Origin of the sequence: Peteryoungia ipomoeae (assembly GCF_004912165.1) — a bacterium.
Taxonomy (GTDB): domain Bacteria; phylum Pseudomonadota; class Alphaproteobacteria; order Rhizobiales; family Rhizobiaceae; genus Allorhizobium; species Allorhizobium ipomoeae.
Window position 1 is genome coordinate 304,338 of sequence record NZ_STGV01000001.1, and the last position, 22,039, is coordinate 326,376.

Annotated in this window: 25 protein-coding genes and 1 tRNA gene; 16 read left to right on the forward strand and 10 right to left on the reverse strand. The window is 58.1% G+C overall.

Annotated elements, in window-relative coordinates; translation table 11 throughout:
- Nucleotides 1-135: 135 nt before the first annotated feature.
- The gene (locus FAA97_RS01405) at nucleotides 136-1,116 is read right to left on the reverse strand and encodes a hypothetical protein (RefSeq protein WP_136596744.1); all 981 of its coding nucleotides are present in this window, start codon (nucleotides 1,114-1,116) and stop codon (nucleotides 136-138) included.
- Nucleotides 1,117-1,364: 248 nt separating this feature from the next.
- Here FAA97_RS01405 and FAA97_RS01410 point away from each other — a divergent pair, with 248 nt between their 5' ends.
- Nucleotides 1,365-2,117, forward strand: coding sequence for a pyridoxine 5'-phosphate synthase (locus FAA97_RS01410; protein ID WP_136596745.1), 753 nt, complete (start codon nucleotides 1,365-1,367; stop codon nucleotides 2,115-2,117).
- Nucleotides 2,118-2,123: 6 nt separating this feature from the next.
- On the opposite strand, the gene FAA97_RS01415 is transcribed toward FAA97_RS01410, so the two are convergent.
- On the reverse strand, nucleotides 2,124-2,831 hold the full coding sequence (locus FAA97_RS01415) for an aspartate/glutamate racemase family protein (protein ID WP_136596746.1): 708 nt from the start codon (nucleotides 2,829-2,831) through the stop codon (nucleotides 2,124-2,126).
- A gap of 171 nt (nucleotides 2,832-3,002) precedes the next feature.
- Here FAA97_RS01415 and FAA97_RS01420 point away from each other — a divergent pair, with 171 nt between their 5' ends.
- Nucleotides 3,003-3,467: an Lrp/AsnC family transcriptional regulator gene (locus FAA97_RS01420; protein ID WP_136596747.1), complete on the forward strand. Its 465-nt coding sequence runs from the start codon at nucleotides 3,003-3,005 to the stop codon at nucleotides 3,465-3,467.
- A 53-nt stretch (nucleotides 3,468-3,520) separates the two neighbouring features.
- On the opposite strand, the gene FAA97_RS01425 is transcribed toward FAA97_RS01420, so the two are convergent.
- From FAA97_RS01425 to FAA97_RS01445, 5 genes are all read right to left on the reverse strand, one after another.
- Nucleotides 3,521-3,766: a hypothetical protein gene (locus tag FAA97_RS01425; RefSeq protein WP_136596748.1), complete on the reverse strand. Its 246-nt coding sequence runs from the start codon at nucleotides 3,764-3,766 to the stop codon at nucleotides 3,521-3,523.
- Between the two features lie 80 nt (nucleotides 3,767-3,846).
- Entirely contained in the window at nucleotides 3,847-4,095 is a 249-nt protein-coding gene (locus FAA97_RS01430) for a hypothetical protein (RefSeq protein ID WP_136596749.1), read from the reverse strand.
- A gap of 87 nt (nucleotides 4,096-4,182) precedes the next feature.
- A complete protein-coding gene (locus FAA97_RS01435; protein ID WP_136596750.1) occupies nucleotides 4,183-4,428 on the reverse strand; it encodes a hypothetical protein in 246 nt (81 codons plus the stop codon).
- Between the two features lie 74 nt (nucleotides 4,429-4,502).
- Nucleotides 4,503-4,748 (reverse strand): hypothetical protein, encoded by a 246-nt coding sequence (locus FAA97_RS01440; protein WP_136596751.1) that lies wholly within the window; start codon nucleotides 4,746-4,748, stop codon nucleotides 4,503-4,505.
- A gap of 75 nt (nucleotides 4,749-4,823) precedes the next feature.
- Nucleotides 4,824-5,069 (reverse strand): hypothetical protein, encoded by a 246-nt coding sequence (locus FAA97_RS01445; protein ID WP_136596752.1) that lies wholly within the window; start codon nucleotides 5,067-5,069, stop codon nucleotides 4,824-4,826.
- Between the two features lie 541 nt (nucleotides 5,070-5,610).
- Here FAA97_RS01445 and FAA97_RS01450 point away from each other — a divergent pair.
- From FAA97_RS01450 to FAA97_RS01480, 7 genes are all read left to right on the forward strand, one after another.
- On the forward strand, nucleotides 5,611-6,300 hold the full coding sequence (locus FAA97_RS01450; RefSeq protein ID WP_136596753.1) for a TetR/AcrR family transcriptional regulator: 690 nt from the start codon (nucleotides 5,611-5,613) through the stop codon (nucleotides 6,298-6,300).
- A gap of 25 nt (nucleotides 6,301-6,325) precedes the next feature.
- The gene (ilvC, locus tag FAA97_RS01455; RefSeq protein ID WP_136596754.1) at nucleotides 6,326-7,345 is read left to right on the forward strand and encodes a ketol-acid reductoisomerase; all 1,020 of its coding nucleotides are present in this window, start codon (nucleotides 6,326-6,328) and stop codon (nucleotides 7,343-7,345) included.
- A gap of 136 nt (nucleotides 7,346-7,481) precedes the next feature.
- Nucleotides 7,482-8,549 (forward strand): chymotrypsin family serine protease, encoded by a 1,068-nt coding sequence (locus FAA97_RS01460; RefSeq protein ID WP_136596755.1) that lies wholly within the window; start codon nucleotides 7,482-7,484, stop codon nucleotides 8,547-8,549.
- A gap of 110 nt (nucleotides 8,550-8,659) precedes the next feature.
- Nucleotides 8,660-8,893 carry a hypothetical protein gene (locus FAA97_RS01465; protein WP_136596756.1) on the forward strand — a complete coding sequence of 78 codons (234 nt, stop codon included), beginning with the start codon at nucleotides 8,660-8,662 and terminating at the stop codon, nucleotides 8,891-8,893.
- 97 nt (nucleotides 8,894-8,990) lie between these two features.
- Complete coding sequence (locus tag FAA97_RS01470) at nucleotides 8,991-10,214, forward strand: aminotransferase-like domain-containing protein (RefSeq protein WP_136596757.1); 1,224 nt, start codon at nucleotides 8,991-8,993, stop codon at nucleotides 10,212-10,214.
- A gap of 94 nt (nucleotides 10,215-10,308) precedes the next feature.
- Entirely contained in the window at nucleotides 10,309-11,412 is a 1,104-nt protein-coding gene (locus FAA97_RS01475; protein WP_136596758.1) for an endonuclease/exonuclease/phosphatase family protein, read from the forward strand.
- On the forward strand, nucleotides 11,409-12,167 hold the full coding sequence (locus tag FAA97_RS01480; RefSeq protein ID WP_136596759.1) for an NUDIX hydrolase: 759 nt from the start codon (nucleotides 11,409-11,411) through the stop codon (nucleotides 12,165-12,167). Before FAA97_RS01475 ends, FAA97_RS01480 begins: the two co-directional genes overlap by 4 nt.
- Before the next feature lie 556 nt (nucleotides 12,168-12,723).
- On the opposite strand, the gene FAA97_RS01485 is transcribed toward FAA97_RS01480, so the two are convergent.
- Nucleotides 12,724-13,227, reverse strand: coding sequence for a hypothetical protein (locus FAA97_RS01485; RefSeq protein WP_136596760.1), 504 nt, complete (start codon nucleotides 13,225-13,227; stop codon nucleotides 12,724-12,726).
- 337 nt (nucleotides 13,228-13,564) lie between these two features.
- On the opposite strand from FAA97_RS01485, the gene FAA97_RS01490 reads away from it, so the two are divergent.
- The 7 genes from FAA97_RS01490 to FAA97_RS01520 all read left to right on the forward strand — a co-directional run bounded on the left by FAA97_RS01490 (nucleotide 13,565) and on the right by FAA97_RS01520 (nucleotide 21,069).
- Nucleotides 13,565-14,485, forward strand: a complete 921-nt coding sequence (locus FAA97_RS01490; protein WP_136596761.1) for a PhzF family phenazine biosynthesis protein — start codon at nucleotides 13,565-13,567, stop codon at nucleotides 14,483-14,485.
- Between the two features lie 140 nt (nucleotides 14,486-14,625).
- Nucleotides 14,626-14,701 (forward strand) — tRNA-Lys (locus FAA97_RS01495).
- Nucleotides 14,702-15,264: 563 nt separating this feature from the next.
- The gene (locus FAA97_RS01500; RefSeq protein ID WP_246041312.1) at nucleotides 15,265-17,880 is read left to right on the forward strand and encodes a mechanosensitive ion channel family protein; all 2,616 of its coding nucleotides are present in this window, start codon (nucleotides 15,265-15,267) and stop codon (nucleotides 17,878-17,880) included.
- Between the two features lie 92 nt (nucleotides 17,881-17,972).
- Nucleotides 17,973-18,260 (forward strand): hypothetical protein, encoded by a 288-nt coding sequence (locus FAA97_RS01505; protein WP_136596763.1) that lies wholly within the window; start codon nucleotides 17,973-17,975, stop codon nucleotides 18,258-18,260.
- Nucleotides 18,261-18,422: 162 nt separating this feature from the next.
- Nucleotides 18,423-19,250, forward strand: coding sequence for a response regulator (locus FAA97_RS01510; protein WP_136596764.1), 828 nt, complete (start codon nucleotides 18,423-18,425; stop codon nucleotides 19,248-19,250).
- 134 nt (nucleotides 19,251-19,384) lie between these two features.
- Nucleotides 19,385-20,311: an ABC transporter ATP-binding protein gene (locus tag FAA97_RS01515; protein WP_136596765.1), complete on the forward strand. Its 927-nt coding sequence runs from the start codon at nucleotides 19,385-19,387 to the stop codon at nucleotides 20,309-20,311.
- Complete coding sequence (locus FAA97_RS01520; protein WP_136596766.1) at nucleotides 20,308-21,069, forward strand: ABC transporter permease; 762 nt, start codon at nucleotides 20,308-20,310, stop codon at nucleotides 21,067-21,069. Before FAA97_RS01515 ends, FAA97_RS01520 begins: the two co-directional genes overlap by 4 nt.
- A 24-nt stretch (nucleotides 21,070-21,093) precedes the next feature.
- On the opposite strand, the gene FAA97_RS01525 is transcribed toward FAA97_RS01520, so the two are convergent.
- Both FAA97_RS01525 and FAA97_RS01530 read right to left on the reverse strand, forming a co-directional pair.
- A complete protein-coding gene (locus FAA97_RS01525) occupies nucleotides 21,094-21,795 on the reverse strand; it encodes a retropepsin-like aspartic protease family protein (protein ID WP_425467402.1) in 702 nt (233 codons plus the stop codon).
- Nucleotides 21,792-22,013, reverse strand: coding sequence for a DUF1289 domain-containing protein (locus tag FAA97_RS01530; RefSeq protein ID WP_136596768.1), 222 nt, complete (start codon nucleotides 22,011-22,013; stop codon nucleotides 21,792-21,794). The genes FAA97_RS01525 and FAA97_RS01530 overlap by 4 nt, the downstream gene beginning before the upstream one ends.
- Between the last annotated feature and the right edge of the window lie 26 nt (nucleotides 22,014-22,039).

Consider the following 22,039-nt stretch of genomic DNA (forward strand, 5'->3'; position numbering starts at 1 on the left):
CAATCGCCGCTCGCGTCGATCCTCGTCTCTGCTCTATCGGGGCGCGTCCTCCAGCCGCGTCAAGACTCGCCCTGACACAATCCTAACACGTATATAAGAACAATATAAAATAAATATCTATCCCTGACTTAAGTGTCAGTTTGCCAGATAAGCAAGCGCGATGAGCCGAGGGATTTCGGTGATCACGCCATGGGACGTGCGCATGCTGGACCACATGTTCTGGTGGTCGCGCGCTTGGCTCAAGGCCTCTTCGGTCTGCTCGATCTGATAGCGATATGTCGCTTCAAGGCAGCGCATCAAGGGGCTGGCAATTTTTCGTTTCCGGCTAAAGCGGTAGACCAGGCCCGGGATGGTCAGAGCTGCGGCTGCAAACTGGTGTGCGGCCAGCGCGATATCCATGGCGTCGTCGGCCTCGTCCTGACGCAACTGGGATCTGGACAGGGTGGACCCTGTAGCCGGATGAACAATTGAAATGTCCAGGCAATCCGGATCCCGGTCGAAAACATCTAGATAGATCTCGAAGTGGAGGGTGGCGTCCGGTCTTGTATCGGACAGCCGGCTACGACCGGAAAGGGGGGGCTCCATGATCACGGGTGTGTTCCGCTCACCCAAAAGGCTATGCATGAATATTGCGGCCTTCCGGTCGCCTGTCGAGCGATCAATGATCGCTATGCGCGGCAGATCCGAGCTGGCGAGGTGATCAATCTGTGCAGACCAGCCCACTCCTTCGGCGCGCAGGTGGCTCTCGGTCCCGCGCGCAGCATGGGTCGTATGACTGCTGGCCTCCTCATAGACCGGAACATAGCCGCCCAAGGGGATACGGATGCGCAACGGTTCATCGATCCCCTCATCCGCATAGAATTGGTTGAGCAGCTTTCGCAATTTGCCTGCCTGAACGCGCACCAGCGGATCGGTCCCAGGATCAAACCCTTCCCCGCGACTGAAAACGTCGATGCCAATCGTATAGCCCTTGAGCTGATGGCCAAGGCCAACCTGCTCCATTTCGACGACGAACTTCAAGAAGGCGCGGAGCCTCTCCGACCGGGCAAAGGTCCGGCTCGTCAGCACGCGGGTGAGGGCATCGGCAACCGTCTGCCTGTCGACCCCTTTTCGCATGTTTTTCGGCTCCTTTTGGACGTAATTCAGTCACTTGCCATGTCGCTGGCACAAGTGCGCTCCGTCACATGAATTAATCTGAGTAATGGATCGTTGAAAAGGGTCAACCCCCTAAAGTCTAGGGGTTGGCCGGGTCGCCATACACATCAATCTCTTCAATTCTTCGATCTGCAATTCTCGTTGGTTTTCAGCTGCGCGATGGCCTAAGGAGGAGATCGGTTTCATTTCAGTCAGGACGACGATCAACCATGCCGACGCTTCTCTCGGTCAATCTGAATGCCATCGCCATGCTGCGCAATCGTCGCGATCTTCCATGGCCCAACGTCTGCGATCTCGGACGGATCGCGCTTGCGGCAGGGGCGAGCGGCTTGACGGTGCATCCGCGGCCGGACCAGCGCCATATCCGCTTCAGCGATCTGCCTGATCTGCGCGCCCTGATCGATGATCTGTTTCCCGAAGCCGAATTCAATATCGAGGGGTATCCGACCGAGGAGTTTCTGGCGCTGTGTGAAGCCACCCAGCCGGAGCAGGTTACGTTGGTGCCGGACGATCCTTCGCAGGCAACCTCCGATCACGGATGGGATCTCGTCGGTCAGCACGGCTTCCTGTGCGATGTGATCGGGCGGCTGAAGGGCAAGGGGATGCGCGTGTCCTTGTTTGTCGATGGCGACGGGCGATCGGAGCCAATGGCGCTTGCCAAGACGACAGGCGCGGACCGTGTGGAGCTCTACACCGGCCCCTATGGCGGATGCCATTCGGATCCTGCGAGCGCTGCTGCGGAGATCGAGAAGCTCGGGGTGACTGCCGACGCTGCCCGCGCAGAGGGCCTTCATGTCAATGCCGGACATGATCTGACCGTCGCCAATCTGCCGGCTCTCATCGCGCGCATTCCTTACCTGTCAGAAGTCTCAATTGGTCATGGCCTGACGGCCGATGCACTGGAATTCGGCATGGCGGAAACGGTGAAGCGCTTCCGCCGCGCCTGTGGCCAGGTGGTCTGACGCCGCTTACGCCGCGTCCATGGCCTGTGAAGCCTCCAGGGCAAAGCGGATTGCCGCATCGACATGGATGGCGGTTGAATCGTAGCCTGGAAGCGGCAAAGCGTTGGGATCGAGCAGCAGGCAGATCTCCGTGCATCCCAGGATGACGCTGTCTGCGCCCTGGGCTTTCGCTTCTTCGATCAAGGCGAGCAGCCGATCACGCGATGTCGGCTTGACCTCGCCCATGCAGAGCTCCTGGAAGATGATGTCATGTGCGGCGGTGCGCCCGGCCTCATCGGGTACGATGACGTAGATCCCGTGCGTGCGCATCCGCTCGGCATAAAAGCCGTGCTCCATCGTGTAGCGGGTGGCGAGCAGCAAAGGGCGCTCGCGGCCGTCCTCCTTGAGACGCAAAGCGGTTTCGTCGATGATGTTGATCAGAGGAATGTCGATCCCGCTCGCTACGGCGTCGGCCACAAGATGCATCGTGTTGGTGCAAATGAGGGCGCAGTCCGCGCCAGCGTTTTGCAGGCCCTTGCCCGCGCGGGCCAGCATTTGGGCGGCCTCTTCCCAGCGGCCTTGCTGCTGCAGCTTGACGATGTCGGCAAAATTGACCGAGCGGATTGCTACCTCTGCGGAGGACAGGCCGCCGAGCTTCTGGCGCGCGGCCTCGTTGATGAGCCGGTAGTATACGGCTGTGCTTTCAAAACTCATGCCACCAATCAGGCCAATCATTCGCACGTCTTCAGTCCTCCGGTTCAAGTGAGATGCAAGGATGGCATCCCGGACACGCGATGGGATTGCAAAGTTTCGCGCCAGGCGGATCCCTTTTTGGTGTGAATTGCACAATTGGTCGCAATCGTGCAAATTTATCCTAGGCTTTTCATGGATGGCGCGGAGTACATGGTGATTGACGAGAGAGACAGGAAGATTCTTGAGCTGTTGCAGCGACATCCGGACCATCAGATCGCGTTGATCGCCGAGCGGGTCAATCTGTCCGTATCGGCCTGTTCGAGGCGCATTCAGAAGCTGGAAGAGCGGGGCTATATCATGGGGCGATTCGTGGTGCTCGACCGCGACCGCGTCGGTGTACCGACAACCGTCTTCGCGTTGGTCAAGACAGCGCATCATTCAGATGAATGGATCGAGCAGTTCCGTCGCGCCGTTTCCGACATTCCCGAGATTGTCGAGGCGCACCGGTTGACGGGGCATTATGACTACATCCTGAAAATCGTCTTGCCGCGGGTGGAGCATTACGACGTCGTCTACCGACGCCTCGTCAAGCGATTGGAATTGTTTGATGTTTCTGCTTCTATCTCGATGGAGACATTGAAGGATGGTCTGGCCGTACCGGTCGAATACGCCAGCTGACAAAGAAAAACCCCGGCCACGACGGGCCGGGGTTGAGCGATCGCCAGATCGAATTACGAAGCGTTCGAGATCGAACGGCTGACCAGGGTCAGCGAGCGGTCGTCATTGACCTTGTAGACTTCATTGACGTCGCGGCCGCTGCCGTCTGAAAAGGTGTGCAGCACGGTCGAACCAGCCGGCGATTGTTCAAGCTGCGCGGCATTGTCGTAGGTGATTGAGCCGGGAATTGGCATCGGGCCTGCGACAGCCGCCGTGCTGGCGGCAATGGCGAAAACGGCAGCGGAAAGAATGGTCTTCATTGAATCAGTCCTTAGAGAAAAAAGTCAGGGTTGTGGATCGTGGCAACCCTGACAGGGGAGGTCGCTTGGGAGGCGGAGTGTTAGCGATTGTTGGAATAGCTGCGGCTGACCAGAGTCAGAGACTTGTCGTCACTGACCTTGTAGACTTCGTGGACGTCTCGACCGTCGCCTGCCGGGAATGAGTGAAGCACGGTGGAGCCGACAGGTGCCAGTTCCAACTGGCCGGCAGTGTTTTCATAGGTGATGGAGCCCTGGATGGGGGCGGGGCCTGCAACAGCAGCCGAGCCGGCGGCGAGGGCGATGAGAGCGGCAGAGATAATGGTCTTCATTGGTTCATTCCATTTGTCTTTGAAATGGTCGCCGCCATTGCGGCGACCGGTCTGCTTGTCTTGGGAGGAGGTTCTCAGTCTCGGCGATTACGAATTGTTCGAAATCGTGCGGGTTACGAGCGACAGTGTCTTGTCCTCGTTGACCTTGTAGACTTCGTTCACGTCACGACCGTCGCCCTTGGCGAATGTGTGAAGCACGGTGGACCCGACAGGCGCCTGCTGAAGCTGTGCGGCGTTGTCATAGGTGATCGAGCCTGGGATCGCCTGCGGCGCTGCAAACGCAGCAGAGCCAGCGGCAACGGAGATCAGGGCGGCAGAGATAATGGTCTTCATGGTCGTCTTCCTTTGTGATGTCAGGTCGGAAGCAATGCGGCACTCAAGGCCGTAGCTTCGATCGAGCTTTGAGCTCAGGAGTTTTTGGAGATGGTGCGGGTTACCAGTGTGAGCGTCTTGTCCTCGTTGACCTTGTAGACTTCGTTCACGTCACGACCGTCGCCCTTGGCGAATGTGTGAAGCACGGTGGATCCGACAGGCGCCTGCTCGAGCTGGACAGCGTTGTCGTAGGTGATCGAGCCCGGGATCGGCTGCGGTGCAGCAAGAGCGGCGGAGCCTGCGACAACCGAGATGAGAGCGGCAGAAAGAATGGTCTTCATGATGATGTTCCTTGTGAAGGGGGTGCACGACCGACCAGCATTCAGAATGCGCGGTCGCGACACCTTTTGAACGGATTAGGAGTTGTTGGAGATAGTGCGGGTCACGAGCGTGAGCGTCTTGTCGGCGTTTACCTTGTAGACCTCGTTCACATCGCGACCGTCGCCGTTGGCAAAGGTGTGAAGTACGGTCGAACCGGCGGGTGCCTGCTCGAGCTGGGCTGCATTGTCATACGTGATCGAACCGGGGATCGGCATGGCACCGGCAAAGGCGGCCGAACCGGATACGATGGCAATAAGGGCGGCTGAAACTACGGTTTTCATGGTCTTCTCCATTTTCAAGCGTTCATTCTTCGTGAGCGCACGTTAAAGTTGTGTCTGCTGCTATGTCCGGTCAGCCCGGGCAAGCGGAATTTGCGGAACCAGATTGTCGATGACGCTTTTCAGACTGCGCCTGGAACGTGCCGCGTGGCTCGTCCTTTGCGAGATCTGCAGCCGATCCCAGGATGATCCGGGGAGGGCTTGCGTCGAACTCGTCGGTTCGATGAGCTTGATTTGGGGCAGGCGTTTAGATTTTTCAATAGCTAATTGCGCACAATCGAACTGATCGGTTCGAGAAAGTGATTGCTGATATCCTGGGGTTCTGGATTCAAAAATATAGCAAATACAATTGGATAACGTCGTGTTTTCGGCCTAAAAAGATATTAAATACAACAGATATTTTTATGCCCATCAAGCTTTTGTGACTGCTGTTGATCGGCCTCACGCCAGGCTCGGCTCAGAATCTTGTGCGGGTGGGTTGACGTCTCAGGCCAGTTGAACGATAACGATCCAGAACCGTACCGTACGGTACATGGAGGATTGTATGGCGACTGAGAGCGGCCAGATTTCTGAGTTCACGCCCCGGCAGAGCGCCGTGTTAGCGGAGGCTCTGCGCCTGCTCGTTGATGGGGGCGACAAGGCTGTGACAACGGCCGGCCTTGCGCGTGCCGCCAATTGTTCCAAGGAAAGCCTCTACAAGTGGTTTGGCGATCGTGATGGATTGCTTTCGGCGATGATCGCCTATCAGGCGAGCAAAGTGCGCACCGTGGAGCGCGCAGGCGAAAGGCTGACGGTCGCGACACTTGCCGAGCATCTGGAGGTTTTTGCCCGCGATCTGCTTGAGGTGCTTGCTGGGGACGTGTCGTTGGCGCTGAACAGGCTTGCCATTGGCCAGTCGAGCCGCGACGGTTCGAAGCTTGGCAAATTGTTGCTCGAACGCGGTCGCCGGCAGATTGATCGCCGGGCGCGCGGGTTGCTGGACGCTGGGCAGCGCGATGGCCTGTTGCGCTTTGCCGACGGAGACGAGGCTTACCGGATCTTCTACGGCCTGATCGTGGGGGATCTGCATGTACGCCTGTTGCTGGGCGATACGCCGCAGGCCCACAAATTCGGGGCGCGGGCTGCAAAGGCCGTCTCGGCATTTCTAACCCTGTACGGCACAGACCGCGTACAGGCAGAACTCGATAACGGCGTCCGCAAGGCGGCGCCTGAAACCAATATCCATCACAACTGACAAAGCCTAGGGAAGGACACTGACTATGCGCGTTTATTACGATCGTGATTCCGATCTGAACCTGATCAAGTCGAAGAAGGTTGCCATCATTGGTTACGGCTCGCAGGGCCGCGCCCATGCGCTGAACCTGAAGGATTCGGGTGCAGAAAACCTCGTCATCGCTCTGAAGGCCGGCTCGCCGACCATCAAGAAGGCCGAGGCTGATGGTCTCAAGGTCATGACGGTTGCCGAAGCCGCTGCCTGGGCCGACCTCATGATGATGGCGACTCCTGACGAACTGCAGGCCGACATCTACAAGGCCGACATCGCACCGAACATCCGCGACGGCGCCGCGATCGCATTCGCACACGGCCTCAATGTTCATTTCGGCCTCATCGAGCCGAAGTCGAGCGTCGACGTCGTCATGATCGCTCCGAAGGGCCCAGGCCACACGGTTCGCGGCGAATACCAGAAGGGCGGCGGCGTTCCCTGCCTCGTTGCAATCCATCACAATGCCTCCGGCAACGCGCTTGAACTCGCTCTCTCCTACGCCTGTGGCGTTGGCGGCGGCCGTTCGGGCATCATCGAAACCTCGTTCAAGGAAGAGTGCGAAACCGACCTCTTCGGCGAACAGGTCGTTCTGTGCGGCGGTCTGGTCGAGCTGATCCGCGCCGGTTTCGAGACGCTGGTCGAAGGCGGCTACGCGCCGGAAATGGCCTATTTCGAATGCCTGCACGAAGTGAAGCTGATCGTCGACCTGATCTACGAAGGCGGCATCGCCAACATGAACTACTCAATCTCCAACACGGCGGAGTGGGGCGAATACGTGACCGGTCCGCGCATCATCACGGCCGAAACCAAGGCTGAAATGAAGCGCGTTCTGCACGACATCCAGACCGGCAAGTTCACCTCGGATTGGATGCAGGAATACCGTGCCGGTGCTGCCCGCTTCAAGGGTATCCGCCGCATGAACGACGCCCACCAGATCGAAGAAGTCGGCGCCAAGCTGCGTGGCATGATGCCGTGGATCGCCAAGAACCAGCTGGTCGACAAGGCCCGCAACTGATCACAGTCGCACCGTTTGTTGGGTGACATCAAAGGTCGGAGCCTCTTGGTTCCGGCCTTTTTCCTTGCTGTGACGCCTTCTGCTTGCTGCGTGTCTTTCTGGTGGTGCCTTTGCCGAATGCACCTTGGAGGCGAATATGCTGAGCAGTTCACTGAAAGACGTCCAGGCCGAGATTTTCACCGAGGTTTTCGGCTTTTCGGAGGTTGCGTCCGCCACGATCGTATCGGGCACGCATGAGTATGAATCGACCTTCATAGACCCGATACTGCAGTCGAGAGCAGAACCAGCCGAGCCAAGGGCGCAGTCGTCCATTCGCACCGATATCGCGTTGGGAACGGTTCCGACAGAGAGGGATACGGATGTCAGGCTTGCTGTCCTTATGCAAAGCGAAGACTTGATGGACAGCGCGGCCTTGGCGCGGATCAGGGCGATTGCGCATGACGAGGTGGAGGTCATCTTTATCGGCCGCCAGGTCGCCACATGGACGAGGACGCGTCAAAGGCCGCTCAGGATCGGATCGAGCATATCCCCCATCTCAGCCGGCTACAGCGGCACGTTGGGGTTCTTCGCCCGTTCGAATGCAAGCGACAAGATCGGGATGGTTTCGAACAATCACGTCCTTGCCAATGTCAACGGACACCCCGTTGGTACCCGGATCGTGCAACAAGCCGATGGAGACGGTGGCCGAAGCGCCGATGCAGTCGGTGTCCTTGGGGACTATGTGCCGATCCTCTTTGGCGGACTTCCCAACAGTGTTGATGCCGCTTTTGCTCACCTTGATCCGCAGATTGGCTATGATGCCGTCAATATGTTCGGAAACGGCAATCCGCCGCCCACGATTGCCACATTGAAACGACCGAGCAGCGTACCTGCGCTCCCCGGGTTGTCCGTGATGAAAACGGGTCGAACCACGGGCCATACGCGTGGACGGGTAAGGGCGATCAACGTCAACAATTACGTGGTGAACATGGGTGCGAACCGGTTGGCTCGCTTCGATGGGCAGATCGTCTTTGAGGCCGAGCCTGGAGCCACCCAAGCCTTTTCGCGGGCCGGCGACAGCGGCTCGCTGATTACCGATCTGGAAGGATCGCCGATTGCCTTGTTGTTTGCCGGATCGACATCCGGTGGCCAGGGTAATCTTGGCATCACCGGCGGAAATCCCATATCATTGGTCCTGAGACAGTTGAACCTGTCGTGGATCTAGAGCATTTCCGCTAGTCGTAAGCGGCGGGGATACTCCAAGCTTTTGTTTTTTCGCATTGTCCTGCGCCGAAGCAACCACGCGTCGGCCGGAAATGCTCTAGGAGCAGTGTCATGGCTGTGGACGTCAAGGCTTTCGAAGCGGCCGGTGTCGTACAGAAGGAATTTGTCGACGCATTCTCAAACTTGCCGAGCATTGTCGGCGTGGGACTGTGCCTGAACACTCTGGCAGATGGCCCAGCGCTTTCGGTTCAGGTGACAGATGAGCCGGCAAGGGCTTTGGTGCCTCATACTTTTCACGATCTGGAAGTGGTCGTGGATGTCGTTGGCGAGGTGAAGGCCCTGTAAAGTCGAAATTCCATAGCAAAGCCGATAGGTCAGCATTGTTGACCTATCGGCTTTTTCGTGATCAGCTGCCCTCAGCAACAATGCCTGAGGAAACACCATGCTTGCTTGGAATCACGTCTTTGCCAGCCGCGCGTCACGGATGCGTGCTTCTGAAATTCGAGAGCTGCTGAAGCTCTTGGATCAGCCGGACATCATTTCCTTTGCCGGCGGCATACCCGATCCGAAGCTTTTTCCGGCAGAGGCGTTCAAACAGGCCTATGCCGAAACCCTCAACGGCGGAGAGGCCATGGCGGCGCTTCAGTACTCGGTGTCGGAGGGGTATGCCCCCCTGCGGCAATGGCTGCAGCAGGAGATGGGGCGCATTGGTATCGAGTGCGAACCGGACAATATCTTCATCACGTCCGGCTCGCAGCAAGCCCTCGACTACCTGGGAAAACTCTTTCTCTCACCTGATGATACGGCGCTTGTGACGTGGCCGACCTATCTCGGTGCGCTGCAGGCGTTCAACGCCTATGAGCCGCATTATGATCAGCTGGGATTTGCCAATCGGACACCGGAAAGCTACCGCAGCCTGGCGCAGAGCCGGGGCGGGGATGTGAAGTTTGCCTATCTTTCCTCCGATTTCGCCAATCCGACAGGTCAGACGGTCTCTTTGGAAGAGCGAGAGCGCGTGCTGTCGCTCGCGCGAGAGCTTGATATCCCCGTCATTGAAGATGCTGCCTATCAGCATCTTCGGTTCGAAGGCGCGCCGCTTTCGTCGATCCTCGCACTCGATATCGCGCGGTCAGGAACGATCGAGGAGACGCGGACCATCTATTGCGGCAGCTTTTCCAAGACACTCGCGCCGGGCCTGCGTGTCGGCTACGTGGTTGCCGCCAAGCCGGTCATCCAAAAGCTTGTGTTGATGAAGCAGGCCGCTGACCTCCACTCCTCCACCATCAACCAGATGGCTATCGCCCATGTAGCCGAGCGGCATTTTCAAGCGCAAATCGAGAAGATCCGCACAACATACATGGCGCGGCGTGATGCGATGCTTGATGCACTCAGCCGCCATATGCCGGTCGGTGCGCGCTGGACCAAGCCGGAGGGTGGTATGTTTATCTGGGTCACATTGCCGGATGGCGTCGATGGGGCCGATCTCTTGCAGAACGCGATCAGCATGGAAAAGGTGGCCTTCGTTCCGGGGCAGGCATTCTTTGCGGACAAATCCGGCACCAATACGCTGCGGCTGTCATATTCCTGCGCCAACGAGACTGCCATTGAGGAAGGTATTGCGCGACTTGGGCGTTTGGTAAAGCGCCACACTCAGAATGCAGCATGACCTTGAGGGCATGACCTTGCTGCTCAGGCGGTCGCGTGTTTGATTGCAACTGACCGCGCCGTCCTGCGGTCATGCTTTTATCCGCAAGGCTCCCATGACCGTCCGCATTGCCACGTTTAATATCGAGAACCTGATCACCCGCTTTGATTTCACGGGCTACCGCAATCAATTGCGATCCGACCGCGTTCTCAAGCTCTTCGATATCAAGAGTGAAGGTCTGTACCACCAGCTGGAAGCCGCGCGTATCGTCGCGGCGACTGACGATACGCGGCAGATGTCGGCGCTTGCGATTGCCGATGCGGCAGCGGATATTCTGTGCCTGCAGGAAGTCGATAGCATGGAGGCGCTTCAAGCCTTCGAGTACGGCTATCTCTTCCGGATGGTTGGTTCTGGCTATCGGCAGAAATATCTCGTCGAAGGCAATGACAGCAGGGGCATCGATGTCGCGGTTCTGATGCGTGAGGAGACGCGGTTCGGCGAAAAGATAGAGGTTCGCGACGTTACCAGCCATTCCGCGCTGACCTACCATGATCTTGGTCTGTACAGCGTGGACTTGGGCCCCGGTGTCAAGCCGCAGGACAAGATCTTCAAGCGTGACTGCCTGGAGCTTGATCTGCGTATCGGCGGACGGCCATTGCGGCTTTATGTCGTGCATTTCAAATCTATGACCGGACGCGGCGAGGGAGATGGACGGGAGTTGACCCGACCAGTGCGCGAAGCCGAGGCGAGGGCGGTTCGGCACATCATCGAAAATCAGTGCGGCGGAAGGGCTGATCGTTGCAACTTTATGATTTGCGGCGACATGAACGACTATCAGGAACGTGTTGAGGTGATCGGCGACCGGTCTAGCGGCTTCCGTTTCGTGGTTCGGGATGGCCTGAAAAGCGCGCTTGATGTTTTCTCTGCTGACGGATTTGCAGAGAACGTCATGAATCGGCGCGATGCGCTTGACCGGTGGACTCTCTATCATGCGCGAGGGCCCGAAGAGCAGCATCTCTGCCAACTCGATTATGTCTGGCTTTCGCCGGCCCTTGCGGCTGCAAATCCGCTTGCTGTTCCCAATATCATTCGTGCAGGCCAGCCTTTTCGCACGCCCTTTCCGCCGGGGCAGGAGGTCGATCGCTATCCGCGCACGGGTTGGGACAGGCCGAAGGCCTCCGACCATTGTCCGGTTGCCATCAGTCTGCATCTTCCATGATCGCAAACGTGCAAACCTTGCCGGAACTAGGACCGGATCTGCCGGACGACGGAAGCGTCGTGGAGCTCAAGGGCTATGAGCTGCATGTCACAGATGGGCCGCATCCGTTGAACCTTGCCCGACAAGCCGAGATTTCCCATCACTGGACGTTGGAAAAAGCTGCAAATCCCTCGTTGTTCAACGGGCCTGTGATCCTCCAGCGGCAGATCGCCTATCGCAATGGCGTGATCGTGTCGCGGGGGCATGTGTCTGATTTCGCGACATTTCTCTGGTGGCGGAGCCAACCGGGACTGCCAGGAGCGAGCCATCTCTTCGGGTATCCGGTGATTGCGTCATCAGATGGCGACCTGATCGCCGTCCGCATGGCGCCACACACGGCAAATCCGCGACAGGTCTATTTTGCCGCCGGCTCCCTGGATCTGTCGGATGTCGTCAATGGCCAATGCGATCTCGATGGCAATATGCGGCGGGAGGTCATGGAAGAGACGGGCCTCGATCTTGCAGAGGCCATGACGACCGGTCAGTTGTTCGGCACCTACCGTCCCAAGAAAATGACGCTCTTTCGCGTCTATCAGTTCAACCGCAGCACGACAGCCCTGCTCACCGCGATCCGCGACCATATCCGTGGCGGACATGACGAAATTGACGCGGCGATTGCAATTCATGACGCGGCGTCCGGTACGCATCGCTACAACCCTGCAATGATTCCCATTTTGCGCTGGTATTTTGAACGCGGACGTTCCGATCTGCCCTGATTTCACCGTGATTACTATCACCACGCCGAATTCCACTCCGGCAATACATGCGATGGGCGTTCTGTCCGCCTCAATTTTGCCAAATATGTTCATTGATCGCGCCTGCTGTCACATTTAGGTCGCCAAGACACCTCAAAGGCCGTCGTTGTTCATCGCTCCCTAATGCTCGCCACTTTCTCGCCGCGATATTCCCCTGCAACCGCGCGAAAATCCGCCGGATACGGCGGCTTTCTCAAGTATCGCGTGCTGAAATGCGGTCAAATTGTGTTCGTATTGCGTGCACGATTTGCTGACGCAACCTAAAAGTGTGTGATGCGAGACAACAGCAAATCACAAGTTTATTGAACTGAGGTAACGGCAGCTCTAGTAAAAGGAGGCTTGTTAAGGGGCTGGTAACCAATAATAACTGGAGCAGTCAGTTGAAGAAAATGATTTTCTCTGCGGCAATTGTTGCCGCTACTGTGCTGAGCGGCGTTTCTACTGAAGCGTATGCCGGCCGCGGCGGCCACGATCGGGGCGGTCATGACCGCGGTGGAAATGATCGCGGTGGTCGTGATCACGACCGTGGCGGGCGCGACAAACAGAGCCATGGCAGCAAAGACCGTGGTTCGCATAGCTCTTCCAAGTCTTTTTCCGGATCGTCTTCGAAGTCGTTCTCGTCCTCCAAGTCGTTTTCGTCGTCCAAGTCATACTCTTCGTCTAAGTCTTTCTCGTCTTCGAAATCCTTCTCGTCGTCGAAGTCCTGGTCGGGTTCCAAGTCTTGGAGCGGTTCTGCTTCGTCGTCCAGTTCGTGGTCTGGCTCGCACACTGGGGATAAGTCCAAGTCGGGTTCCTTCTCGATGTCCTGGTCGGGCAGCATGAGCAAGGACAAGTCGAAGACGGTGTCCGGCAGCTTCAGCAAATCCTGGACAAGCAGCCGCAACAAGTCGTGGGACTGGAATTGTGGCAAGCCGTCGTCGCCGAAGCCGTCGCCGGTCAATAACCCGCCTTCGACCGGCGGCACGCCTAAGCCGACCCCGGTTACGCACACGCCGACCCCGAAGCCTGAAAAGCCGGTCAAGTTTCCGAACCGTCCAGACCACGATTCCAAGCATGTCGATCTGTCTGGCCGCCCGAACCTGATCTGCGCGCTGCCTTTCCCTTGGGCTCAGAACCATTGTGACAAGAAGCAGCGTTACGGCCAGGAAGCAGCAAGCCGCTAAGGGGCACCGTTGCCCCTCCCACACGGAGGCTATCCGTTCGTAGTAGTCCGCCCTCGCGCACGGCGAACCTCCCAGAAGGCCCGGATGATCTCCGGGCCTTCGCCTTTTCGCGTTTCTGCAAGCCTGCTCCTTGCTTGCCATGCCCGGCGGGGTGGGGCAGTGTTGCGGCTGATTTGACAGAATTCGGAGTGGCCAGTGTCCCGAGACTACGCGATCTATGACGTATTCACCGACCAGAAGCTTGCCGGCAATCCGCTTGCGGTGGTCTTTGACGGCGATGGATTGTCCGATGATGCCATGCAGGCGATTGCGGCCGAATTCAATCTTTCCGAAACAGTCTTCGTACAGCCCGCGGACCATCCGGTTCACACGGCGAAGCTGCGCATCTTCACGCCGGCGCGCGAACTGCCCTTTGCCGGTCACCCGACCGTGGGGGCGGCGATTGCGCTGGCAGAAAGGGCGCATGATTTGAGCGATGGTGGACAGGCAGACCTCGTCTCCGTTCTGGAGGAGAATGTCGGCGCGGTCCGCTGTGCCGTCAGGCTGAGGGCCGGGGAGGCGGGATTCTCCGAATTCACGCTGCCGCGGAATTCGGTTCAACACGTCTTCCCGCTCGATCGGCAGGAAATCGCCGATGCCCTGTCACTCCAGTCCAGCCAGATCGGTTTCGAAAACCACGTGCCGACGGTGTGGAGTGCTGGCGTACCGTTCCTCCTCGTGCCCGTTCACGATTTGGCAGCGGCCAGCGTTGCGGAATTCGAACCCGGTCTGTGGGAGCGCATCGCGCCTCTCTGCGAAGGGCATCTCGTCTCCGCCTATCTCTATTGCCGGGGTGGCGTGCATCATGGCGCTCATTTCCACGCCCGCATGTTCAGCTCTGACATGGGAATATCGGAGGATCCGGCCACCGGCTCTGCCGTTGCAGCCTTTTCCGGCGCGATCCATCTTTTTGACGGGTTGCCCGACGGCCATCATGCGCTTCTGATCGAGCAGGGGGTCGAGATGGGACGCCCCTCGCATATCCATCTGCATCTCGACGTCGAGGGCGACAAGATCAACAAGGCGAGAATTGGCGGTCGTGCCGTACGGCTGGCAAGAGGATCGCTCGAGATCTGATCGCGCCTCCCGCCGGCTGGAATTTTTTTGACCGTTTGACAAAGTTTTTACGACAGGGCGCTGGACAACATCGGATATCCTGTTTATACGCCCGGTCACGCCACCGGAACGGGGCGTAACGCACTCCAAGGGGTGCTGGCGGGTGATTAGCTCAGTTGGTAGAGCAGCTGACTCTTAATCAGCGGGTCGTAGGTTCGAGCCCTACATCACCCACCAAATTCAACAGGATAGGCCGATTGTCGGCTTAGGCGTTCTAGACATCCAACCAGCTGCGCATGGTCATGCCTGCAAAGACTTAGTGCTTTTTGCCGACCGTGTTACAGATCGCAACCTGTCCAACGTTCGCACGCTTCTGTGGTACTGTGACCCGTCGATGAAGCATAACTCACGCGGGAGTTTCGTCTTTCACTCCGCTCTATATGGTTGTGCTGCCGGAGTTTCCTGGGCGCAAAACAAAAAATTGCGGTTTGGCAAGCTTTAAGCCATATGAACATGCGCTATTTCTAAACAAAGAATAAATGTTTCGCCTATGTTCGGCCCGCCATGGCTCCGATTCTCCCTTTGTTCTTTCGGATTGCACGAGCAGCCTGTGGATAGCTGTGGAAAGATTGTCAGCATTACGGTTCTTCCGGCGGTGCTCTCACATCATCATGACCTCTTCGATGCTTGGAGGGGGGGCAGGGCGCCACGTGCGGTGGAGGGCGAACAGGCATTTCTTTCTTTTGCCTTTAAGCGGGGCTATGGTTCGCCCGACACATTCCATTGGGCTGGTTATTTCGTTGATCCATATCGCCTCTCTCCTTTCGTCTGCCCGCGTTGCGCTGGCAGCTCTGTCAGTCTGTTTGATACTCGCCCATCCGGCGGCATCCCAGGTTCCGGCAGTTCCCGATGCACCGTCGCAAGAAGAGGGCTCTCCCGCCGCCTTGCCGACAGAGGCTGCGACGCCAGCGCCGGCCGCAGATCCGCCTGCGTCTCTGCCCCCTGCGGAAAGCGCTGCCAATGCTGCCCCCCTTTCTCCGGATGATCCAGTTGTCCTTGCTGCGCAACGCGTCGAAAAGGTCATCGAGCGGTTGGCAACGTTGCGCCGTCAGGCTGATGCCGCAGCCCTTGATGACCGTGGTCTTGCCGAATTCAAGATCCAGTCCGATGCGCTTGCCCGCGAGGTGCTCGACATATCGCTCGAGTTGCGGCCGCGATTGAATGATGTTCAGGCCCGTTTGACCGAACTTGGCGATCCGCCCGGCGAGGGACAGCCGGCGGAGAATGCGACGGTTACCCAGGAGCGCAATCGACTGACGGCGACGCGCTCGGAAATCAATGCCTTGACGGGGCGCGCCGAAGACGTTTCGATCGAGGCAAAGGCGTTGTCGGATCGGATCTCGGATATCCGTCGCGATCTTTTCACCAGCCAGTTGTTTGCCCATACGGATATTGACGGCGCGATCCTCAAGGACGCGCTGGACAGCTTTGCCACGGATGCAGAGCGGGTCCGCCGCAGCGTGTCGAGCTGGCTGCAGTTTGCTGTCAGGTTCAAGGCGACCCAACTTGCGATCGCCGTGCTTCTGTCTCTCGCCCTGGCGCTGGCCATTCTCGTGGGGGAGTACCGCCTTTTCGGCCGTCTGCATCGGCGCGACCGTACCATCGACGACCCTTCCTATATCAGCCGCTTGTCGGTGGCGTTCTGGTCGACGATCCTGCCATCGCTGGCTCTCAGCTTCTTTTTGTCTTCGACCTACTTCCTGCTCAGAACCTTCAATGTCCTGAGATCGGATATCTCTCCGCTGATTGCGGCGGTGTTTGCGCTGATTGGATTGGTCTTCTTCGTCACGGCCGTGTCACGCGCTGTGCTTGCACCGAGGGCGCCCAATTGGCGTCTCGTTCCGGTGTCCAATCGTGGCGCGCGGGATCTCTGCATCGCAATTTTCCTGATGGTGCTGGTCAACGGCATCGACTATGTGCTGGCCGTCATCAGTGAAATCTACAGTTCGCCGGTCGTGCTGACCGTGGTGAAAAGTCTGTTTTCATCGATTGTCGTTGCTTTGCTGCTGGTCTTGGCGTCGTTCCTGCGGCCTGTCCTGGCAGACAGCGGCAATCCGGCGGAGCAGGGACGCGCCTGGCCGAAAACGATCGCTCTCACATTGAGGGGTGTCGGCATCTTCCTGCTGCTGGCTGCGGCCATCGGCTATGTCGGTCTCGCGCGCTTTCTTGCCACGCAGATCGTCGTGACGGGCGCTGTCGTTGCAACGATCTATATCGGCATTCTCTCAGGCAAGGCGATTTCCGCGCCGAACCGGTTCGGCGAAACGCGCGTCGGCCAATTCATCGGTAACAAGCTCAGGCTCAGCAGCATCGGGCTTGACCAGGCCGGTATCGTTGCGGGCCTCTTCATCTATGTGTTTGCGCTTGCCACGGGTGTGCCGCTGATCCTGATGTCCTGGGGCTTCCAGCCGGGCGATATCAGGCTTTGGGTATACCAGCTCTTCACGGAAATCAGCGTCGGTACGATCCGCATCTCGATCTTCGGCATTCTGGGCGGGATCCTGCTCTTTGCCGTCGGGCTCATTCTGACCCGCTGGTTCCAGAAGTGGCTTGACGGCAATGTCATGGCCCGATCGCAGGTCGATGGTGGCGTGCGAAATTCGGTGCGCACGGGCATTGGCTATCTCGGGACAGGTATCGCCGGGATAGTGGGCATATCTGCTGCCGGTATTGATCTCTCCAGCCTTGCGCTCGTCGCCGGTGCCTTGTCGCTCGGTATCGGTTTCGGCCTTCAGAATATCGTCTCGAATTTTGTCTCCGGCCTGATCCTTCTGGTCGAGCGCCCCTTCAAGGTCGGCGACTACGTGATCACCGGTGCGAATGAAGGGATCGTACAGCGCATCTCGGTCCGTGCCACCGAGATCGAGACATTCAGGCGCCAGACCATCATCGTTCCCAATTCGGAACTGATCAATGCGCCACTTGGAAACTGGACCCACCGCAACCGCGTCCAGCGGTCTGAAATCCCTGTCAGCGTGGCATACGAGTCCGATCCCGAAGAGGTGATTGCCTTGTTGCTGGATGTCGTCTCGAAGGAAGAGGAAATCCTGAAGAACCCCGAGCCGCATGTCGAATTCCTGCGGTTTGGTGCTTCATCGCTGGACTTTGAGTTGCGCTTCCACCTTGCCGACTTCACCAAGGGACTGGAGGTGCGTAACCGCGTGCGTGTCGAGATCGTTCGTCGCTGCCGCGCCAATGGCATTGTCATGCCGTTCCCGCAACGGGATGTCACCCTGCATGTTCGCGATCTCGAAATGCTGATGCAGCCCCGTTCGTCATCGTCGCCGTCGCCAAAATCGTCCGCTGAACGCGGCGATTTGCAAGGCGGGCCCGATGATGACAAACTCCTTCCCTGAAGGCCCTATTCAGGCCGCATTCAGGACGAACGTGGCACAAGAGGGGCAGGAGTTCCGGGATTGCTCCGGTACGGGTTTCGGGAGTGACATCAATGACCGTTCGCCTTGCAACAGGTGTTGCCGCTTTCGCCCTGGCAGTCGTTGCCACTGTTCCCAGTACCGGCCGCGTCCTGGCCGCGACCGTCAGCAATGTCGGAGACGCCTCGGTGATTCTCGTCATTGTCGAAGACGGCAACAAGGTTGAGGTCTCCGTCGATGCCGGCACATCCGAGATCATCTGTTCGGCGGGGTGTTTTGTGACCTTGCCCAATGGTGACCGGATCGGCCTTGCCGGAGATGAGACGCTTGAAGTTCAAGACGGCGAATTCGTCATCAAATAACGGTAACTGAAAACGCATTCCTTCGTCACCGTTTATCTGGCCAGAGGGCAATATCCGGTCAAGCGAACTTGCTGCGGGAAGGAATGACCATCGCCGATTAACGCTTCGGAAAATCATCAATGTTAGCTGTGGCAAGAGCAAGCATATCAGCAAAGGCGTGTCATGGCAGTTCTTGGCGTCTCGGGAATGGAATACTCGGGCGAAATGTTTCCCGAGGTCCGGGTAATCTTGGGTGAAGACTCGAATGTCTTCACACAAATGATCAGTCAGCGCCTGAAAGAACTCATGGGGGTCGATGTCGAAATCTGCCGCACCTTCGAGGATCTGCAGATGGCAAACGAGTTGTCGGATGCACAGGTCAATCTCGCGATCTCCAACATCAACCTGCCGGGCGCCGAGAATGGCGAAGCCCTCGAATATCTCGTCGACTGCAACATTCCCACGATTGTATTTACTGGAACCTTCCACGACGAGACACGCGAAAAGCTTCTGAACAAGGACATCGTCGACTATATTCTGAAGGACAATGTCTTCGCTGTCGAAATGCTTGCGGAGTCCGTTTATCGCTTCCTGACGAACCATCGCCATCACGTGTTGATTGTCGATGATAGCCCAACGGCTCGCGCGCTTCTTTCCAGCCGTCTCCGGCGTTACAATTTCCGGGTGAGCCTTGCGGAAAGCGGCGCCAAGGCGATCGAGATCCTGAAGGCCAATCCGGATATCGGGCTTGTCGTGACGGACTATAATATGCCCGATATCGATGGTTTCGAGCTGACCCGGCGCATCCGCGCTGTCCGTGGATCGCACGAATTGCGCATCATCGGCGTCTCCTCCTCGACCAACCGTCTTTTGTCTGCGCGCTTCCTCAAGGTGGGCGGCAATGACTTCATGCTGCGCCCCTTCATCGACGAAGAGTTCTATTGCCGCGTCAACCAGAACCTCGACACGCTTGTGCAGATCAGGGCGGCTCAGGCACGCAAGCGCGCCTGAGGCAACGCCTGCCTGGCGGGTGGGGGCCGCACTCGATTGCAGCCGCAATGCTTTGGGGCGCGATCTGGTTTCCCGTTGAAGCCACCTTATATGATGGGAGCCGTCTTTTGGCTCTCTCATAGCTCGTGTGTTTCATGGCCCCTATCATTTCCGTCAAAAATCTTCGCAAAACCTATTCCAATGGCTTCACGGCGCTCGACGATGTAAGCCTCGATATCCGCAAGGGGGAAATTCTGGCGCTTCTCGGTCCCAACGGGGCCGGCAAAACCACCCTGATCTCCATCATCTGCGGCATCACAAATCCGACCGATGGCCAAGTGGTTGTCGACGGTTTCGATGTGGTCAAGGACTTCCGCGAGACGCGTGGCCGCATTGGCCTCGTCCCACAAGAGTTGACGACCGACATGTTCGAAAGCGTGTTCAACACCGTCAGCTTCTCTCGCGGCCTGAACGGCAAGAAGCCCAATCCGGCCTTTATCGAGGAAATTCTGAGCGATCTCTCGCTGCTCGACAAGCGGGACAGTGCCTTGCGCGAACTCTCGGGCGGTATGAAGCGGCGCGTACTGATTGCCAAGGCATTGTCGCATGAGCCGACGATCCTGTTTCTTGATGAGCCGACCGCCGGCGTCGATGTCGCCCTGCGCAAGGATATGTGGCAACTCGTCGAACGGCTGCGCCAGCGCGGTGTCACGATCATTCTGACGACCCACTATATCGAAGAGGCGCAGGAGATTGCCGACCGCGTGGGCGTCATCAATCGCGGCAAACTTCTTCTGGTCGAGGAAAAGGATGCCTTGATGCGCAAGCTCGGGAAGAAACAGTTGGTGGTGCAACTGACCGAGCCCATCCCGGCTCTGCCCGCATCGCTCGCGCATCTTGACCTTGATCTCAATGATGCCGGCAATGAGCTGGTCTATGCCTACGAACTTGGCAGTCAGGATGGGGTCATCGCGAGAGTCCTCGACGAGTTGACCAAGGCCGGCCTGCAATTGGGCGATCTTTCGACCCGGCAGACCTCACTGGAAGACATCTTCGTGTCGCTGATCGGAGAAAACGCATGAACATCGAAGCGATCAAATCCATCTATGTCTATGAGATGGCGCGTACGCGCCGAACGCTTCTGCAAAGCATCGTTTCTCCGGTTCTGTCCACGGCACTTTACTTCGTCGTTTTCGGCGCGGCCGTCGGTTCGCGCATGGAAGCCATTGATGGCGTGTCGTATGGTGGCTTCATCACGCCCGGCCTGATCATGCTGGCGCTGGTGACCCAGTGCGTGTCGAATGGATCTGCGGGCATCTATTTCCCGAAATTCACCGGAACGATCTACGAGATCCTCTCTGCACCCGTTGCGTTCACCGAGATCGTGATCGGCTATGTCGGTGCGGCAGCGACGAAGGGAATGATCGTCGGTCTGATCATCCTGGCGACGGCCGCGGTCTTTGTGGATCTGCACATTCTGCATCCGGTGATGATGCTGCTCTTCATGGTGCTGACCTCCGTCACCTTTAGCCTCGCAGGCTTTCTGATCGGTATCTACGCCAAGAACTTCGAACAGCTTTCCCTGGTCCCGTCTCTCGTCATTCCGCCATTGACGTTCCTTGGCGGAACTTTCTATTCCATTGAAATGCTGCCGCCCTTCTGGCAGGCCGTCAGTCATCTCAATCCGGTTCTGTACCTCGTCAGCGGCTTCCGCTGGAGCTTCTTCGGTACGTCCGACGTAGATCCAACCATCAGCCTGGTGATGATCGGGGCGTTCATGCTGCTCTTGCTCGGCGTGCTCTCCTGGATCTTCAAGACAGGCTATAAGCTTCGCCCCTGATCGGCCTGGGGTGAGCGCGATCGGTCAATCGCGCAGGCGCAGCTCGTCGCTCTGCATCTGGAGCGACGAGAGGGAAGAAAGATAGCTCATGCCGAGCAAGGTTTGGTCCAGCCTGCCTTCTTCCAGCACGACGCCTGGAATGTTCGTCCGAACGATGGGCCCAAGCCTTATTTCAGGGATGACGACAGGGGCGGCGCTGGCTCGTCCGTTGGCCGTGTAGACGGTCGCGCTGTAGACGAGTTCCTCCGGCGCGATGCCGATGCGCACTGCATCTTCGAAGCGAAGGGCAACGGAACTGGCGCCCGTATCGATCAAAACGGACACGTCTACCGGCCCCATCGCGACCGTTGTCTCGAAATGTCCGCCGAGAGACTTGTGAAGCACGACTTCGGCGCTGCCATCGGCGCTTGTGACGGTCACCGCGCGCCCAGGCATCAACCCGGCGAGCAGGCGGGTGCCCGTGGCCTGAAAATCGTTGCGAAACACGTAGCCGGTCATCAGCACCAGCGCGATCATCACCCACACCAGAAGATTCCTGAGGCTTTCGCCAAGCCGATGGCGGGCCGACAGTATGCCTGTCGAGATCATCAACAGGATTGGGAGCGCATAGACGATGTTGCCGAAATCGTCATTGGCCATACCGAAACTGCGACCGCTGTCGTGATTGACGAGAAGCACCACGAGGCCGAAGCCGAGGATGGCAAAGGCGAGCATATAACGCATCAGAGGGAGGTCCTGTCGCGTGCCATGCGGCTGCGGCGTGTCTCGCGGCGCGGGCGGCGTTCCACAGTGTCAAGCCGTGCCGGCAACGCGCTCATGATCAAGCGCCGCTCTTCGTCGCTATAGGTCATCCAGCCGCCGATCTCAGCGCGCGTGCGACCGCAGCCGAAGCAGTAGCCGGTCTTGTCATCGATCGAGCAGATGAGAATGCAGGGCGTTTCCATCAGAGACCTTTCGTTGGTCCTTATAT

What these genes read in the sequence shown, in the direction of transcription:
- FAA97_RS01460 (WP_136596755.1), top strand. Translation starts at nt 7,482, where the DNA reads ATGCTGAGCAGTTCACTGAAAGACGTCCAGGCCGAGATTTTCACCGAG.
- FAA97_RS01510 (WP_136596764.1), top strand. Translation starts at nt 18,423, where the DNA reads ATGGCAGTTCTTGGCGTCTCGGGAATGGAATACTCGGGCGAAATGTTT.
- FAA97_RS01465 (WP_136596756.1), top strand. Translation starts at nt 8,660, where the DNA reads ATGGCTGTGGACGTCAAGGCTTTCGAAGCGGCCGGTGTCGTACAGAAG.
- ilvC (WP_136596754.1), top strand. Translation starts at nt 6,326, where the DNA reads ATGCGCGTTTATTACGATCGTGATTCCGATCTGAACCTGATCAAGTCG.
- FAA97_RS01530 (WP_136596768.1), bottom strand. Translation starts at nt 22,013, where the DNA reads ATGGAAACGCCCTGCATTCTCATCTGCTCGATCGATGACAAGACCGGC.
- FAA97_RS01415 (WP_136596746.1), bottom strand. Translation starts at nt 2,831, where the DNA reads ATGATTGGCCTGATTGGTGGCATGAGTTTTGAAAGCACAGCCGTATAC.
- FAA97_RS01475 (WP_136596758.1), top strand. Translation starts at nt 10,309, where the DNA reads ATGACCGTCCGCATTGCCACGTTTAATATCGAGAACCTGATCACCCGC.
- FAA97_RS01425 (WP_136596748.1), bottom strand. Translation starts at nt 3,766, where the DNA reads ATGAAGACCATTCTTTCCGCTGCCGTTTTCGCCATTGCCGCCAGCACG.
- FAA97_RS01450 (WP_136596753.1), top strand. Translation starts at nt 5,611, where the DNA reads ATGGCGACTGAGAGCGGCCAGATTTCTGAGTTCACGCCCCGGCAGAGC.
- FAA97_RS01435 (WP_136596750.1), bottom strand. Translation starts at nt 4,428, where the DNA reads ATGAAGACCATTATCTCTGCCGCCCTGATCTCCGTTGCCGCTGGCTCT.
- FAA97_RS01470 (WP_136596757.1), top strand. Translation starts at nt 8,991, where the DNA reads ATGCTTGCTTGGAATCACGTCTTTGCCAGCCGCGCGTCACGGATGCGT.
- FAA97_RS01520 (WP_136596766.1), top strand. Translation starts at nt 20,308, where the DNA reads ATGAACATCGAAGCGATCAAATCCATCTATGTCTATGAGATGGCGCGT.
- FAA97_RS01405 (WP_136596744.1), bottom strand. Translation starts at nt 1,116, where the DNA reads ATGCGAAAAGGGGTCGACAGGCAGACGGTTGCCGATGCCCTCACCCGC.
- FAA97_RS01440 (WP_136596751.1), bottom strand. Translation starts at nt 4,748, where the DNA reads ATGAAGACCATTCTTTCTGCCGCTCTCATCTCGGTTGTCGCAGGCTCC.
- FAA97_RS01505 (WP_136596763.1), top strand. Translation starts at nt 17,973, where the DNA reads ATGACCGTTCGCCTTGCAACAGGTGTTGCCGCTTTCGCCCTGGCAGTC.
- FAA97_RS01410 (WP_136596745.1), top strand. Translation starts at nt 1,365, where the DNA reads ATGCCGACGCTTCTCTCGGTCAATCTGAATGCCATCGCCATGCTGCGC.
- FAA97_RS01480 (WP_136596759.1), top strand. Translation starts at nt 11,409, where the DNA reads ATGATCGCAAACGTGCAAACCTTGCCGGAACTAGGACCGGATCTGCCG.
- FAA97_RS01445 (WP_136596752.1), bottom strand. Translation starts at nt 5,069, where the DNA reads ATGAAAACCGTAGTTTCAGCCGCCCTTATTGCCATCGTATCCGGTTCG.
- FAA97_RS01430 (WP_136596749.1), bottom strand. Translation starts at nt 4,095, where the DNA reads ATGAAGACCATTATCTCTGCCGCTCTCATCGCCCTCGCCGCCGGCTCG.
- FAA97_RS01515 (WP_136596765.1), top strand. Translation starts at nt 19,385, where the DNA reads ATGGCCCCTATCATTTCCGTCAAAAATCTTCGCAAAACCTATTCCAAT.